This window comes from Cryobacterium sp. AP27 (assembly GCF_056680495.1).
In genome coordinates this window covers 1,656,177-1,671,025 of record NZ_CM155285.1, presented here as the reverse complement: position 1 = coordinate 1,671,025, position 14,849 = coordinate 1,656,177, and the positions used below count along the sequence as shown (strand labels likewise).

General features: G+C 68.2%; 12 protein-coding genes and 2 pseudogenes. 8 read left to right on the top strand and 6 right to left on the bottom strand.

All coding sequences use genetic code 11. The features are described 5' to 3' along the window. Position 1 precedes the first annotated feature (1 nt). On the bottom strand, positions 2 to 637 hold the full coding sequence (locus tag AC1MB9_RS07950; RefSeq protein WP_479964467.1) for a DedA family protein: 636 nt from the start codon (positions 635 to 637) through the stop codon (positions 2 to 4). 61 nt (positions 638 to 698) lie between these two features. Between AC1MB9_RS07950 and pabB the strand changes: the two genes are divergently transcribed. The 4 genes from pabB to AC1MB9_RS07930 all read left to right on the top strand — a co-directional run bounded on the left by pabB (position 699) and on the right by AC1MB9_RS07930 (position 8,050). After that, positions 699 to 2,198 carry an aminodeoxychorismate synthase component I gene (gene pabB, locus AC1MB9_RS07945; protein ID WP_479964466.1) on the top strand — a complete coding sequence of 500 codons (1,500 nt, stop codon included), beginning with the start codon at positions 699 to 701 and terminating at the stop codon, positions 2,196 to 2,198. Positions 2,199 to 2,260: 62 nt separating this feature from the next. Further along, positions 2,261 to 4,873: a leucine--tRNA ligase gene (gene leuS / locus AC1MB9_RS07940; RefSeq protein WP_479964465.1), complete on the top strand. Its 2,613-nt coding sequence runs from the start codon at positions 2,261 to 2,263 to the stop codon at positions 4,871 to 4,873. 103 nt (positions 4,874 to 4,976) lie between these two features. Continuing rightward, positions 4,977 to 5,651, top strand: coding sequence for a helix-hairpin-helix domain-containing protein (locus AC1MB9_RS07935; RefSeq protein WP_479964464.1), 675 nt, complete (start codon positions 4,977 to 4,979; stop codon positions 5,649 to 5,651). Continuing rightward, positions 5,648 to 8,050: a ComEC/Rec2 family competence protein gene (locus AC1MB9_RS07930; RefSeq protein ID WP_479964463.1), complete on the top strand. Its 2,403-nt coding sequence runs from the start codon at positions 5,648 to 5,650 to the stop codon at positions 8,048 to 8,050. Before AC1MB9_RS07935 ends, AC1MB9_RS07930 begins: the two co-directional genes overlap by 4 nt. Here the strand turns inward: AC1MB9_RS07930 and AC1MB9_RS07925 are convergent. Both AC1MB9_RS07925 and AC1MB9_RS07920 read right to left on the bottom strand, forming a co-directional pair. Beyond that, positions 8,027 to 9,097 carry a glycosyltransferase family 4 protein gene (locus AC1MB9_RS07925; protein WP_479964462.1) on the bottom strand — a complete coding sequence of 357 codons (1,071 nt, stop codon included), beginning with the start codon at positions 9,095 to 9,097 and terminating at the stop codon, positions 8,027 to 8,029. The two genes, AC1MB9_RS07930 and AC1MB9_RS07925, sit on opposite strands and share 24 nt — an antisense overlap. After that, on the bottom strand, positions 9,094 to 10,479 hold the full coding sequence (locus tag AC1MB9_RS07920) for an MATE family efflux transporter (RefSeq protein WP_479964461.1): 1,386 nt from the start codon (positions 10,477 to 10,479) through the stop codon (positions 9,094 to 9,096). Before AC1MB9_RS07920 ends, AC1MB9_RS07925 begins: the two co-directional genes overlap by 4 nt. 208 nt (positions 10,480 to 10,687) lie before the next feature. Between AC1MB9_RS07920 and holA the strand changes: the two genes are divergently transcribed. Continuing rightward, the gene (holA, locus tag AC1MB9_RS07915; RefSeq protein ID WP_479964460.1) at positions 10,688 to 11,737 is read left to right on the top strand and encodes a DNA polymerase III subunit delta; all 1,050 of its coding nucleotides are present in this window, start codon (positions 10,688 to 10,690) and stop codon (positions 11,735 to 11,737) included. Positions 11,738 to 11,743: 6 nt separating this feature from the next. Here the strand turns inward: holA and AC1MB9_RS07910 are convergent, their stop codons facing one another. Both AC1MB9_RS07910 and rpsT read right to left on the bottom strand, forming a co-directional pair. Further along, positions 11,744 to 12,310, bottom strand: a complete 567-nt coding sequence (locus AC1MB9_RS07910) for a hypothetical protein (RefSeq protein WP_479964459.1) — start codon at positions 12,308 to 12,310, stop codon at positions 11,744 to 11,746. 125 nt (positions 12,311 to 12,435) lie between these two features. Beyond that, positions 12,436 to 12,699: a 30S ribosomal protein S20 gene (gene rpsT, locus AC1MB9_RS07905; protein ID WP_479964458.1), complete on the bottom strand. Its 264-nt coding sequence runs from the start codon at positions 12,697 to 12,699 to the stop codon at positions 12,436 to 12,438. A 182-nt stretch (positions 12,700 to 12,881) separates the two neighbouring features. On the opposite strand from rpsT, the pseudogene AC1MB9_RS07900 reads away from it, so the two are divergent. The 3 genes and pseudogenes from AC1MB9_RS07900 to AC1MB9_RS07890 form a co-directional block, all read left to right on the top strand. After that, positions 12,882 to 12,974, top strand: a pseudogene (locus tag AC1MB9_RS07900) (hypothetical protein); the annotation flags it as partial. Between the two features lie 53 nt (positions 12,975 to 13,027). Further along, positions 13,028 to 13,267: pseudogene (locus AC1MB9_RS07895) on the top strand (Na+/H+ antiporter NhaA); the annotation flags it as partial. A gap of 215 nt (positions 13,268 to 13,482) precedes the next feature. Then, positions 13,483 to 13,941, top strand: coding sequence for a DsbA family protein (locus tag AC1MB9_RS07890; RefSeq protein ID WP_479964457.1), 459 nt, complete (start codon positions 13,483 to 13,485; stop codon positions 13,939 to 13,941). A 140-nt stretch (positions 13,942 to 14,081) separates the two neighbouring features. Here AC1MB9_RS07890 and AC1MB9_RS07885 read toward each other — a convergent pair whose 3' ends face one another. Further along, positions 14,082 to 14,834: an alpha/beta fold hydrolase gene (locus tag AC1MB9_RS07885; protein WP_479964456.1), complete on the bottom strand. Its 753-nt coding sequence runs from the start codon at positions 14,832 to 14,834 to the stop codon at positions 14,082 to 14,084. Positions 14,835 to 14,849: the final 15 nt, after the last annotated feature.

Here is a 14,849-nt window from a genome sequence, read left to right as displayed (position 1 = left end):
CCTAGTGCATGTGACGGGACTCACGGCGATGCAGCCACTTCTTCACCAGCACGACGGCGAGAATGAACACGACGATGACGCCGACAAAGAAGTAACCGGCGGTGTGCAGTTGCCCACTGACCTCCCGATACGTGCCGGCAGCGGCGGACCCCACCGAGACATACGCCGCCGACCAGAGCACGCACGCCGGCACGGTCCAGGCGATGAACGTGCGATAACGCATCGGGCTCATCCCCACGGTGAGCGGAATCAGAGAGTGCAGCACGGGGAGAAAACGGGAGATGAAAACGGCGACACCGCCGCGGCGCTCCAGATAGTTCTCCGCCCGCACCCAATTCGTCTCGCTGATGCGTCGGCCGAGCCGGCTGCGGCGAATGTACGGCCCGAAGTGGTGGCCGAGGGCGAAACCGATGCTCTCCCCGATGACGGCGCCGCAGATGACGGCGATCATCAGCGAAAAATACTCCACGGGGCTCGTCACGGCCGTGCTCGCGACGATCAGGACCGTGTCGCCCGGCACGATCAGGCCGACCAGAAATGACGTCTCGAGGAGAATGGCGAGACCGGCGAGCAGCGTGCGCAGCACGGGATCAACGCTCGACACGATATCGAGCAGACCCGAGAGCACATCATTCATCTTTGACACCCTATTCGGATCACGTCGTCTGTCGCCCCAATCGGCAGCCTAGGCTTGCAGGGTGAGTGAAAACGTGCGGCATATTCCCCTGGGGGAATGGTGGGATCCGTCGCGCGTCTTCGAGACACTGTACGGCACCGCCTCGCACGCATTCTGGCTGGACGCCGGTGCGGACGCCCGCACCGGCCGCAGCTACCTCGGGGCCGCCGGCGCGCGCTCCCGGTTCGTGACCGCCAGCGTCGCGGACAACACCGTGAGCGTCATCACCCCGGCGGCACCGGAGCGCCCACCCTCGGTAACGACCGGAACCATCTTCGATTTTCTGCGCGCTGAGCTGCCCGCGCCGATCCCCGCGGCCACGGACGCCGGCTTCGATGGGGAATTCCGGCTCGGCTGGGTCGGCTGGCTCGGCTACGCCCTCGGGGCTCAAACCGTCGGCGGCACCGTCCCGGTATCACCGTCGTCGTCGTCCGCGGCGTCACCGGATGCCGCGCTGCTCGAAATTGATCGGGCGGTCATGTTCGACCACGCCACCCGCACGGTGACCCTCATCGCAAGAACGTACCCCGACGATTCGCCCGGCACCGTCGACCGCTGGGCGCAGCACGTGGTGAGCGCCCTCCGCGCTGCACGCGTCCGCGCCACCCGGCCGGACCCCGTCCCTCGTTTGCCGCTCGCGCAGGCTCGGTGGCGACACTCTCCCGAACGGTACGCCCGGCTGATCGAAGAATGTCTCGTGGCCATCCGAGCCGGTGACGCCTATCAGGTGTGCCTCACGAATGAGATCACGGTCGACGGCCGGGTCGATCCGGTCGAGGCGTATCGACGTCTGCGGCACAGCAGCCCGAGCCACCACGGCGGCCTCCTGCGGTTCGGAGACGCGTCGCTGCTGAGCGCCTCGCCCGAACAATTTCTGCACGTCACCCCGGCGGGCGCCCTCCGAACGAAACCGATCAAGGGCACCAGGCCGCGATCCCTCGATGCCGCCCGAGACCGGGACCTGGCAACGGAACTGCGCTCCAGCGACAAGGAATGCGCCGAGAACCTGATGATCGTCGACCTGATGCGCAACGATCTGGGTCGGGTGGCCGCGCTCGGATCCGTCGCGGTCACCGCGCTGCTCGCCGTGGAAAGCTACCCGCACGTGCACCAACTCGTCAGTACCATCGAGGCCAGGCTCGCCGCCGATCGCACCGCGATCGATGCGGTCGAGGCCTGCTTTCCCGCCGGTTCCATGACCGGGGCCCCCAAACGCAGCGCGATGACGATCATCGACGACCTCGAGGACGGACCCCGCGGGGTGTACGCCGGCGCGTTCGGGTATTTCGGCCTGGACGGGACCATCGACCTGGCCATCGTCATCCGCAGCATTGTGTTGAGCCCGAATGCCGCGGTGATCGGCACGGGAGGGGGAATCACCGCCCTGTCGAACGCCGCCGAAGAAATCGAGGAAACCCGGGTGAAGGCGGCCGCCCTGCTCGCCGCCCTGGGCGTGCGGGACGCGTCGTCCGCGGCACCCACCGACGCGCCCGAGTCAACGCGAGGCACGAGCGATGAGTAACCTAGAGGGGTGACTGCCTCTACCGGGCGCACTTCCACGAGCCTCGGCTCGTTCCCCTCGCAATGAATGAGAGTCCCGTGGCACACGAGCACGACACCGTCCCTTCCCACGACTCCGTGCACGCGCACGTCGACAGCGACGAAGAGATGTACGACTTCGCGGCCATCCAGGCCAAGTGGCAGCCCATTTGGGAAGAGCTCAAGCCGTTCAGCACGAGCGACCCCGAGGACAGCCGCCCGCGCAAATACGTTCTTGACATGTTCCCGTACCCCTCCGGCGACCTGCACATGGGTCACGCCGAGGTCTACGCACTCGGCGACATCGTCGCCCGCTACTGGCGTCACCAGGGCTTCAACGTGCTGCACCCCATCGGCTGGGACTCCTTCGGCCTGCCCGCGGAGAACGCGGCGATCAAGCGCGGAATCGACCCGCGCGGGTGGACCTACGACAACATCGCCCAGCAGAAGAAGAGCATGCGGCTCTACGCGACGAGTTTCGACTGGGACCGGGAACTGCACACCAGTGACCCCGAGTATTACCAGTGGACCCAATGGCTGTTCCTGCAGCTGCACAAGAAGGGCCTCGCCTACCGAAAGGACAGCTGGGTCAACTGGGACCCGGTTGACCAGACCGTGCTCGCGAACGAGCAGGTGCTTCCCGACGGAACCTCCGACCGCAGCGGCGCGGTCGTCGTCAAGAAGAAGTTGACTCAGTGGTACTTCAAGATCACCGACTACGCCGACCGCCTGCTCGATGACCTGAACCAGCTCGAAGGCAGCTGGCCGTCCAAGGTGCTCAACATGCAGCGCAACTGGATCGGCCGGTCCATCGGAGCGGACGTTGAGTTCGAGATTGAGGGGCGTGAGGAACGCGTCACCGTGTTCACAACCCGACCGGACACCCTGTTCGGCGCGACCTTCATGGTCGTCGCGCCAGACTCCGACCTCGCCGCCGACCTCGTGGTCGACGCCTCACCCGAGGTCCAGGCATCCTTCCAGGAATACCTGGTGCAGGTTCAGCGCAGCACCGAAATGGAGCGTCAGGCCACCGACCGCCCCAAGACCGGTGTCTTCCTCGGCCGGTACGCCGTCAACCCCGTCAACGGAGAACGACTGCCGATCTGGACCGCCGACTACGTCCTGGCGGACTACGGCACCGGAGCGGTCATGGCGGTCCCCGCGCACGACCAGCGCGACCTGGACTTCGCCCGCGCCTTCGACCTCCCCGTGCGCGTCGTCGTCGACACCAACGCGGCCGTCACCGGAATGATCCCCGTGATCACTCAGGAGATGCTCGACGGAACCGAGGACCTCCCGCCGCTCGACCCGGCCGCAACCGGTATCGCCCTGGCCGGCGAGGGACGACTCATCAATTCCGGTCCGCTCAACGGCATGAGCAAAGCCACCGCGATCAAGCGCATCATTGAGCAGCTCAGCGCCGACGGCACCGGCCGTGCGGCCAAGAACTACCGCCTGCGCGACTGGCTCATTTCGCGTCAGCGCTACTGGGGCACCCCGATCCCGATCATCCACGGCGCCGACGGCGCCGAGATACCCGTTCCGGAAGATCAGCTGCCGGTGCGACTGCCATCGACCGAGGGACTCGACCTCAAGCCCAAGGGAACGTCGCCGCTCGGCGGCGCGACGGACTGGGTCAACGTCGCCAACCCGATCGACGGCACGCCGGCGCTCCGCGACGCCGACACGATGGACACCTTCGTGGACAGCTCGTGGTACTTCCTGCGGTTCCTGAACCCGACCGACCCCAGCCGCGCCTTCGACCCGAAGGAAGCCGAGAAGTGGGCGCCGATCGACCAGTACGTCGGCGGGGTGGAGCACGCGATCCTGCACCTGCTCTACGCCCGTTTCATCACGAAGTTCCTGTTCGACGAGGGCTACGTCTCCTTCACCGAGCCCTTCACCGCCCTGCTGAACCAGGGAATGGTGATCCTCGACGGTGCCAAGATGTCCAAGAGTCGCGGCAACCTGGTGTACTTCACCGAAGAGGTCGAACGCCACGGCGTCGACGCCGTGCGCCTGACGATGGCGTTCGCCGGACCACCGGAAGATGACATCGACTGGTCCGATGTCTCCCCGGTCGGCTCGTCGAAGTTCCTCGCTCGTGCCTGGCGCGTCGCCCGGGATGTGACCAGTGCATCCGACGTGGAATGGAAGTCGGGTGACGCCGCCCTGCGCCGGGTAACGCACCGTTTCCTCGCAGACGCGCCGGGGCTGGTCGAATCCTTCAAGTTCAACGTTGTCGTCGCCCGCCTGATGGAGCTGGTCAATGCGACACGCAAGGTGATCGACACCGGCGCCGGCCCCGCCGACGGCGCGGTGCGCGAGGCCGCAGAGGTCACCGCGATGGCGTTGAACCTCTTCGCCCCGTACGCGGCGGAGGACATGTGGCAGCACCTCGGCTACGAGCCCTGCATCGCCCTCGTGCTGTGGCGCAAGGCCGACCAGACGCTGCTCGTTGAGGAATCCGTCACGGCCGTCGTGCAGGTGGACGGCAAGATGCGCACCCTGCTCGAGGTGTCGCCGAAAATCTCCAGTGAAGATCTGGAGAAGATGGCGCGGGAGGCCGTTCCCGTCGTCCGTTCGATCGGTGAGCGGGAGGTTGTGCGGGTGATCGTGCGGGTTCCCAAGCTCGTGTCCATCGTCACGCGCGGCTGAACAGGCCGGCCGGCCACTCCTCCCCACCCGTGGGCGGCGGTCGGCCGTGCACCGTTGTCCGCGGCCGGCCACGCACACGGTACGTTCGGCCTAGTTTGCGGGAATGACGAGTGAACCCCGTGACGACCTCGCGCGGCTGAGCGCCCACGCTCGAACCCCGGAGCGTGCTCGCCTGCGATTGGGCGTCGGCGCGGCCATCGTGCTGCTGATCGCCGCGCTTGTGACCGCGGTGCTGGTCTCCGCCCTGGCCCAGCCTGCGGGTGACCGCGTCGGAACCGGGGAGGACGCGGCTGCGGCCGCGGGGACCTTTTCTCAGGCCCCGGAAGCGACGGCCTCGGCGGCACCCACGTTGTTCGTGCACGTGCTTGGTGCGGTGCGTACTCCCGGGGTGTTCGATCTGCCCGCCGGATCCCGGGTGATGGATGCCGTCGCGCATGCCGGGGGACTGCTGGAGACAGCGGATTCGGCCGGGGTGAACCTCGCGCGCGTGCTCGTCGACGGCGAGCAACTCTACGTTCCGCAGGTGGGGGAGTCTCCGCCGAATGCGGCGGCCGCCGGAGGTGTCGGCGCACCCGGCGTGCCGGGTGCCATGGTCAACATCAACACCGGCTCGCTGAGCGACCTCGAGACGCTGCCGCATGTCGGGCCCGTGATGGCCCAGCGCATCATCGACTACCGCGCCGCCAACGGTCGCTTCACCAGCGTTGAGGACCTGCGCAATGTGACCGGCGTCGGCGAGAAGACCTTTGAGGCACTTAAAGACCAGGTCACGACATGAGCCTCGATCTGCGCTTGGTCATCCCCGCGACGGTGTGCTGGCTGAGCGCGGGAATCCTCGTGACCTTCCCCGCGGCGGCGGTGATGGTGGGTGCGGCATGCTGGGTCTTCGCGATCGCCTGCCTGGGCTTGCTGATCCGGACGGCGCGTTCCGCGCGACGGCGGGCCGGAACCGGGCAACTGTGGGGCACACTGATGGTGTGCGGGGCCGCGGCGGGGCTGATGGCCGCCGTGGTCGTGGTGTCCGCGCCCGTTCGGTTGCCCGGCGAGGTGCGCCACGCCGCCGAGTCGCATCGGGCCGTCGGCATCACGGCCACGGTGTGGTCGCTTCCGGTGTCGGTCACCGGCGGCATCGGCGCCGGCATGGGCGGTCGCGTGCGGTTTCGAGCGACGATGACCAGCCTGTCGAGCGCGTACGGGTCCGGTGCGGACCATTCCGCGCTGTCGGATGCCAAGGTTCCGCTTCTCGTGTACGCGCCGGCGCCGAAAACGGTCGAAGCGGGCGAGGGCACGCCACGCATCGGCGAGACCGTGCGACTCGTGGGCACCCTGCGGCTCACGGAGCCGGGAGAGTCCACGGCGGCACTGTTCTACGCCGACGAACGACCGCACCTGATCGACGCCCCCGGGTGGGTTCTGCGGTGGGCCGGCGAGCTGCGCTCCGGATTCGCCAGGGACGCCGCGGCGCTTCCCGGAGACGGCGGCGACCTGCTCCCCGGACTGGCGATCGGGGACACCACCTCGGTGAGTCCTGCACTCGACGACGCCATGAAGGCAAGTTCGCTCAGCCATCTCACGGCGGTATCCGGCGCGAACTGTGCCGTCGTGATCGCCGCGATCATGCTCCTCGGCCGTCGACTGCGGCGGGGCACGCGAATTGTGCTCTCCCTCGCTGCCCTCCTCGGTTTCGTCGTGCTCGTGACGCCGGAGCCGAGCGTGCTGCGCTCCGCGGTGATGGCGACCGTGACCCTGATCTCGATCGGGGTGGGGCGCCCGGGCCGCGGAGTCCCGACCCTGGCCCTGTCGGCGATCCTGCTCCTGCTTCTGGACCCGTGGCTGGCCCGCAACTATGGTTTTGCCCTGTCCGTTCTCGCCACCGCCGGTTTGCTCGTACTGGCCGGTCCGTTGTCCCGGGTGCTGGCGCGATGGATGCCCTCTGGCCTGGCCATCGTCATCTCCATTCCTTTGGCCGCCCAACTCGCCTGCCAGCCGGTGCTGCTGCTGCTGACCCCCACCCTCGCCCTGTATGGGGTGCCCGCGAACCTGCTCGCCGGGCCGGCCGCCCCGGTCGCCACGGTGATCGGACTGCTCGGCTGCCTGGTGCATCCGCTGTTTCCCGGCGTCGCCGTCGCCCTGGTGCACGTCGCGTGGCTTCCCGCGGCGTGGATCGCCGCGGTGGCCACGGCGACCGCAACGTTCCCCGGAAACCGCCTCCCGTGGCTGGCAGGGGTCCCGGGGGCGCTGACGCTCGCGCTTCTCACCGTGCTCGCCCTCGAACTGATTCTGCGGCGACGGGAACCACGGTCACGTCGCTGGACGGCCGCCGCCCTCGCGGTGCTGCTCACGTGCGGCGGCGCGTATGCGGGCTCGCTTCTCGGGTCCGGGATCGGCCGCGCCGTGCGCTTCCCGGCCCGCTGGCAGATCGCCGCCTGCGACATCGGGCAGGGGGACGCCGTCGTCGTGCGCGACGAGGATCGCTACGCGCTCGTCGACGTGGGCCCCGACCCCGGCCTGCTCGACGGCTGCCTGTCCACGCTGGGTGTCTCCCGCATCAGCATGCTCGTGTTGACGCACTACGACCTCGACCACGTCGGCGGCCTCAGCGCCGTCATCGGCCGGGTGGATACCGTCCTCGTCGGCGTGCCGGAAAACGCGCAGGATGCCGCGCTGCACGAGCAACTGGCGCTCGGCGGCGCCACCGTGCTGCAGACCGCCCAGGGCGATCACGGCACGCTCGGCGCTCTCGACTGGCGGGTGTTGTGGCCCATCCGAGGATCCAGCCGCATGCAGACCGGCAACCCCGGGAGCGTCACGATCGAGTTCGCCGGGAGCGGCATCCGATCGGTCTTCCTCGGCGACCTCGGCGAGGACGCGCAGAACGCCGTGCTGCGCTCCGGTGCGCCCGCCGAGGTCGATGTGGTCAAGGTCGCGCACCACGGCTCAGCCGATCAGAGCGCAGACCTGTACGCCGCGCTGAACGCCCGCGTCGGTCTCGTGTCCGTCGGCGCCCGGAACACCTACGGCCACCCGACCGGGCGGCTGCTGGATCTGCTGGCCGAGGTGGGCACGCGCGTCGAGCGCACCGACCGGCAGGGGATGATCGTCGTGTCGGCCGACGAAGACGGGTCGCTGCTGGTCTGGAGCGAACGGGCGGACTCAGCGGCCAAGCTCCCGGAATAGTGACGTGTCGGGCGTATGGCCGAGACCCATGAAGTCGGTCAGTCCGCGCGCCAAATGTTTGGTCGTGAACCGTTCCTCGACCGAGGCCCGGGCGCGCCGCCCGAGCGCGGCGGCCTCGACGGGGTCGGCGAGCGCGGCGAGAATGCGTTCGCTCATCGCCCGGGGATCACCCATGGGGGTCAGCCATCCGGTTTCCCCGTCAATGACATAGTCACGCAGGCCCGGTGCGTCGTTGATGACCACCGGGCGACCCGTCGCCATCGACTCCAGACTGACGGTCAGCCCGGACGCATGCAGGTTCGGTTTCGTCGCAACCGCGACGACGCTGGCCCGTGCGTACAGCGCCTGCAGCTCCACGTGGCTGAAATGCTCGACCCTGCTCACTCCGGGCGGCGGCGGTACGGACGAGGCGCTTTGCACCACGATCTCCACCCGGGGCAGGCTCGCGCGCACGAGGCTGAGCGCCTCGTACAGCACGGCCGCATCCCGGTCCCGGTCGCCGCCCACGCTGACGATCAACGGCGCCTCGGGGTAGGGTCGGGCGCGCCAGAATGTCTCGTCAACGCCGAAAGGAATGAAATCGACCGGCGGGCCGTCCGAACCGAGGAAATCACGCAGCGGCTCCACCTGCGCGCGGCTGTTCACGAAAATTCCGCGCATTCCGCGCAGCACCGATCGCAGGCGCGCATCCGCGCCGGACGCGCCCGAGCGCGCGACCCGGTCGGTTACCCAGATCGCCCCGGAATACATGTCGCGCCGGGGTCGCAGCGCGCTCATCCGCACCGCAACGTTCTCGTCCCACGCCAGGCCCGTGCCGATGGGAGCGAACCGCGGCAGCCGGGCCCGCGCCGCCGCCGGGATCAGCCGCGCGAGGGCCGACTGCGCCCGGCCGGGATGTGGCACGGATGCAGCGGTGACCGACAGGCCCGTCGGCGCCAGCTCATGCAGCCCGTACGGCCACCGGCCAGGGACTTCATCGGCCTCGAAGCGTTCGATCCACCGCGGGAGGTTGCGCTCCATCGGGTAGCAGACCTCGATGGCGTTCACAGCGGGGAGTCCGGGGTCGCGGCCGCGACGGGGGACGAATCCGCGGCCGGCTCCGCGCGGCGCCGGCCGAGGTCGCGTTGCACGTACCAGAGGTTCGGGAAAATCTGGCAGATGAGTACCGCGGCGGACGCCCCGGCCACCGCTCCGGCGGCACCGAGAAGGGGCACGAGCCACCAGGAGAGGCCGAGGCTGATCGGGACCATGGCAATGACCGGGACGACCTGGAAAACCAGCCCGCGCCGATCCGTCATGTACATGCCGAACGGGTACTTGGCAGCCTGCAGCCCGACGAAAACGACGAACATCACCAGCAGCAGGGGATCAAGCTCGATCTGCCCGCTCGAGACAAAGTCGGCCACCCAGGGGGAAACCAGGGCCAGCAAACCGCCCAGGGTGAGCCCTCCGAGCAGAAACCAGAGCGTCGGAATGAGCGGCGACTGCACGGTCGCCGTTGATCGTGCGCGGGCGTAGATCGGCCACAGGGCGATGCCGGCCGCCGCAATGGTCTGCAGAACGATTCCGAACAGCTGGGACGCAAGGTTGTACTTGGCGAGCTCGTAGCTCGTGGAGAGGTGGCTCAGCAGCAGCCGGCCGGTCTGCATGGCCAGGGGCAGGGCGAGCATCTGCACGAGCACGGGCCAGGCCAGGCCGAGGGCCGGAACACTGCGCACCCGACGCACCCGAGGGATATCGCGAACGGCCAGCCGCAACTGGGGTGCCAGGGCCCGGGCGGCGATGACGAGGCAGATGACCGAGACGATGCCGCTCGCCACGTAAGACAGCACGGCGATGTAGGTTCCGGCCGGCGCCGACACGGCGATGAGGATGCCGATGCAGAGCAACATGAACGGGGCGATCACCGCCTGACTGGCGACCTGCGCGCTCGTCTTCCGGAGGCCGACAAGGATGCGCTGGCCCACGGTGAGCGGAAGGACCAGCCCGAAGATCGCGAGGCAGGCGAAGGCGGCGACGCTGCCCCCGTCGGGCAGCAGTCCGTCGCCGAGCAGGAGCGGCCACCATCCCAGCAGGTGGATCGCCAGGGCCCCCACGACAATGAGCGTTCCCGACACGATGAGAATGCGAAAGGCCGTCACGATGACGCGCCGCACGTACTCGTCGGTGCGCACATTGTTGGATCCGGCTACCGCGTTGATCACGATGGCGGCGATCCCGAGATCGGCAAAAGGGAGCAGTGCCGGGAACGTGGTCAGCAGGCCGTACTGCGCGTACGCGTCGGTTCCGAAATGCGCGATGATCAGCCGGCTGGTGAATATGCCCAGCAGCCCGGACAAACCCACCACCACGATCTTGGCGACCGCGGTGGTGCCGACCGTTGCCAGCATCCCGCCGGAGGTCTCGCGGGACGTGGACGGCTTGGGCACAACAACTCCGGTTCGGTGCTACGACTGCGCGTCGGTGAATCAGGAACCGCGCATGGGACTTCGGGGGGCTTCGTGTATTCATATCAGGAGAACGGCGCGCGCGGGGGCCGCTGAACGGAGAAAGCCAGACCTTGGCGCGAAGTGGGGGTGGCCGGGGCGGCGCGCGCCGACGCGGGTTAAGCTTGAAGCCGCAACCGAAGGGAACCGTATGGTCGCCAAAGCGCAGGGAGCTCGCCGGGCCGCACCACAGGCGCGGACGACAGCCAAGGGGACCACGATCCCGCAAGTGTCGTGGCACCAGATTCGCCCGGCCCCCATCGTGCTCGTCTCCGGAACAGAGACCTTCCTCGCCGAGCGGGCCACCCGCCAGCTCCGGGACTTCTTGAAATTGGAGGACCCGAGCCTCGAAATCACCGACGTGCAGGCGGACAGCTATGCGCCGGGCGAACTGCTCACCCTCGCGAGCCCGTCACTGTTCGGGGAGCCTCGCCTCATTCGGGTCAGCGCCGTCGAAAAATGTTCGGACACCTTCCTCGCCGAGGCCCTCGACTATCTGAGCAACCCGGCCGACGACACCTACGTGGTGCTGCGCCACGGCGGGGGAGTGCGAGGCAAGAAGCTGCTCGACACCATTCGCGGCGGTGCCGGCGGCGGCATCGAAGTCGTCTGTGCCGAGCTCAAGAAAGACACCGAGAAGTACGAGTTCGCTTCGGCGGAGTTTCGGGCGTCCGGAAAACGCGTCACCGCAAGCGCGCTCCGAGCGCTCGTCGCCGCCTTCTCGGATGACCTCGCAGAGCTGTCGGCCGCGTGCCAACAACTCATCTCGGACGCCACCTCCGAAATCACCGAAACCACGGTGGACCGTTACTACGGCGGACGCGTCGAAACGAACGCGTTCAAGGTAGCGGATGCCGCCATCGCCGGGCGCAACGGCGAAGCGCTCCTCACCCTGCGGCACGCCCTCTCCTCCGGCGCCGATCCTGTGCCCATAGTGGCGGCCTTCGCGAGCAAAATTCGCACGATGGCCAAGGTCTACGGAGCGCGCGGCTCATCGTCTCAGCTCGCATCCACGCTGGGACTGGCGCCCTGGCAGGTGGAGCGGGCGCAGCGGGACCTGCGCGGCTGGACGGATGAGGGACTGGCGCGCTGCATCGAGGTGCTGGCCGAGACGGATGCCGGCGTGAAGGGCGCCGGCCGTGACCCTGTGTTCGTGCTCGAACGTCTCATCGGCGTCGTCGCCCGCCGCGGAAGCGCCTGAGTCGTTCTACCGCCCGGCCACGCCCAGCGTGACACCGGTGCGCGTGAGGTAGAGCCAGACGCCGTCGCTGAACTCCGGATTGCCGCAGACGTCGGCGGTCACCCGAACCGGAATGGTCGCCGCCGTCCCCGAGATGTCCGCGCTTCGTGCCAGCCCCGCGAATGAACTCGGCAGTGTGGGACAGTACTCGAGAACGATCCGGCCCGTCGGGTCGGAGAACTGCACCGTCACGCTCTGATCTGCCGCCGGCAGGAACAGCCTCACCGCGAGCATCCCCACCACCGCGAGTACCGCCAGGACGCCGGTGAGACCCGCCACCCGGTCCAGTCGCGTCGTGCGCACGTGGCCGAGCCCGGCGGACAGCCCCAACACGACGGTGCCGAGCAGCAGAGCGACGCCCACCAGGCCGAGGGCGGACCAGACGGGTACCGAACCGTCCGTCGCCGACAGGAACAGCAGACTCACGGTCAGCGCCATGGCCCCGCCCGCCGCGAGAACGGCCAACAGCGTGCCGTGGCGCAGTCTCGGTTCGGGTGGGATCGTGGCGGTCGGGGGGTGCTCAGCGCTCATCACGGCGATATTCTAACGCCCATGCTCCCGCGCCCGGAGGACCCAAACGGGGCGCACCATGGTCGGAAACGGAGCGGACACACGAATGGCCCCCGCCGTGAAGCGAGGGCCGTTCGTGTATGAGTCGATTAGACGAGTGCTGAAACAGCCTTCGCGATTGCCGACTTCTTGTTTGCTGCCTGGTTCGAGTGGATGACACCCTTGCTGACGGCCTTGTCGAGCTTCTTGGAAGCAACGACCAAGCTGGCGACAGCCTTGTCCTTGTCGCCGGCGGCAACTGCGGTACGAGTCGCGCGGATGGCCGACTTGAACTCGCTCTTGACCGACTTGTTGCGCTCCTGAGCCTTCTTGTTGGTGCCGATTCGCTTGATCTGCGACTTGATATTTGCCACGTTTATATACGCTTTCGTTAGGTTCTAGTACGGACTGCCGCTGAGCGATAGAGGGCGCTGCTACGGCGAAAATCGTGTGGGGTGGGACCCAACACGCAAGTCAACGGCCAACGATACCAGTAATTGACCCGATCCCCAAACCCGGCCGGTCGCCATGAGCGGTTGCCCGCTCCCGTCAGCCAATGATCGCGGAAACCGGGCGCGGACCGATGTACTTCGTCCTGGGCACCGCGGTGTGGGTCGCCACCGTGGCCTCGGGCGTTCACCCCACCATCGCCGGCGTGGCCAGATGTGCTGGCCAGCGCCGTGACCTCACCGGTCACCTGGGGTGTCGTGGCAGGGCTGGTCGGCGGCAAGCTCCTGGGGATCCTCGGTGGCCGCGGTGTGGCTGCGTTTGGGGGACGTGGCACCCGGGCTGGACCGGTGGCAGATCGCCGGGGGTGCGGCGCTGTCGGGGATCGGCTTCACCATCTCGCTGCTCATCGTCGACCTGGCCCTGCGCGACGACGAGGTGCTCGCCGACCGGGCGCGCATCGGGGTGCTGACCGCCTCGCTGGTCGCGGCGGTCGTGGGTTGGTCCCTCTTCGCGCTGGGCCGCCGCTTCGGGTCGGCCGCGAACTCCGCGCCGACCACGCTCGTGCCCCCGGTCGACCCCGACCGTGACCACGTTCATGTTCTCGACGGCCCGCTCGACGCACTCGGGGAGCCGGAGGCCACGCTCATGGAGTTCGCCGACTTCGAAAATGCCCTTTCTGCGCCCGGGCGACCGGGTCGATCGACGAAGTGCGAGCCCACTACGGGTCCCGGCTGCGCTATGGCTTCCGCCACCTGCCGTTGGTCGACGCTCACCCCCGAGCGCTCCTTGCCGCTCAGGCCGCCGAGGCTGCGGGCGCCCAGGGCAAGTTCTGGGAGATGCATGACGCTCTGTTCGCCGACCAGGACCACCTCTCCTACGACGATCTGATTGACCGCGTTGGGGCGCTGGGCCTGGACGAAAAGCTCTTCGACGAGGCCATCGGCGCACCAGCCACCGCGGCGCGGATCCGCGATGACCTCGCCAGTGCCGAGGCTTCCGGGGCCCAGGGCAGTCCCACGTTCTTCATCGACGGACAGCGCTGGACCGGGGCGATCGACGCGACGAGCCTCATCGCCGGCATCAACGCGTCTATCGACGCGCCGCGCCGCGCGGGCACCACCGTTCCCGGCAGCGACCACGACGGAATGAGCCCGTCCGCCGAATGATCGGGCCGAGTTAACCGGGCTCCCAGACGAAAACCGCCCGAGCACGCCAAACCGGTCGAAACCTGAACATCCACTCCCGGACTGTACTCATGCGACGGGAAGAGCTGCAACCGATCGGCACACAGGTGGTAGACGGGCGGTTAGAGCGGCGAAGTTGTTCCGGTCGATGGCCGGCCGCTCACCTGCTCCGCAATTTGCAGCAGAATCGCTGTGAAGCGCTCCGGCTGGGCCAGGCTGGAGAGATGGGTAGCCCCCGGCACCACAACGACCCGTCCGTTCTGGCAGGCGGCAAGAAAACGCCGCTCATTCAGTCGAAAGTGATCAAGCGCGCCGTTGACCAGCCAGATTGGTCCGGGGTAGACGGCCAGGCTGGCCAGCGGAGTCAGCGTCGACGTTGCCCCCAGGCCGGAGTCCATCACGTCGAGCGCGGCGCCGCCGGCCAGGACATCGCGTGCCCCGGCTGCGGGCAGCAGCCGACGCGCCATGGTCTCGTGCAGCCACAACCCGCGATCGGGCAGGCGATGAATAGCGCGGGCCAGCAGTCGGTACCCTTCAAGCAACATTCCCCGGGGAACGGCGCTGCACCCCGCAGCGACCAGTCCAGCCACCCGATCGGGATGCTCGGCGGCGTAGGCGACGGCGTAGTAGCCGCCGAGCGAGAGCCCCACCAACAGGACTCGTCCGCCGAGGACGGCCACGCCGTCATCGATGGCGGCCAGGGCGGCCGACACCGTGAACGGTTCGCCGATGCGCTGTCCGTGGCCGGGAAGGTCGATCGCAAGCACCGGATACCCGGCCGCCCGCAGCTTCTGCTCCTGAAAACGCCACATTGTGGCCGAGGCACGGATGCCGTGCACGAGCAGAACCGGCACGCGGGCCGCGGGAAGTTCCATGCCCGGGAGCCTAGC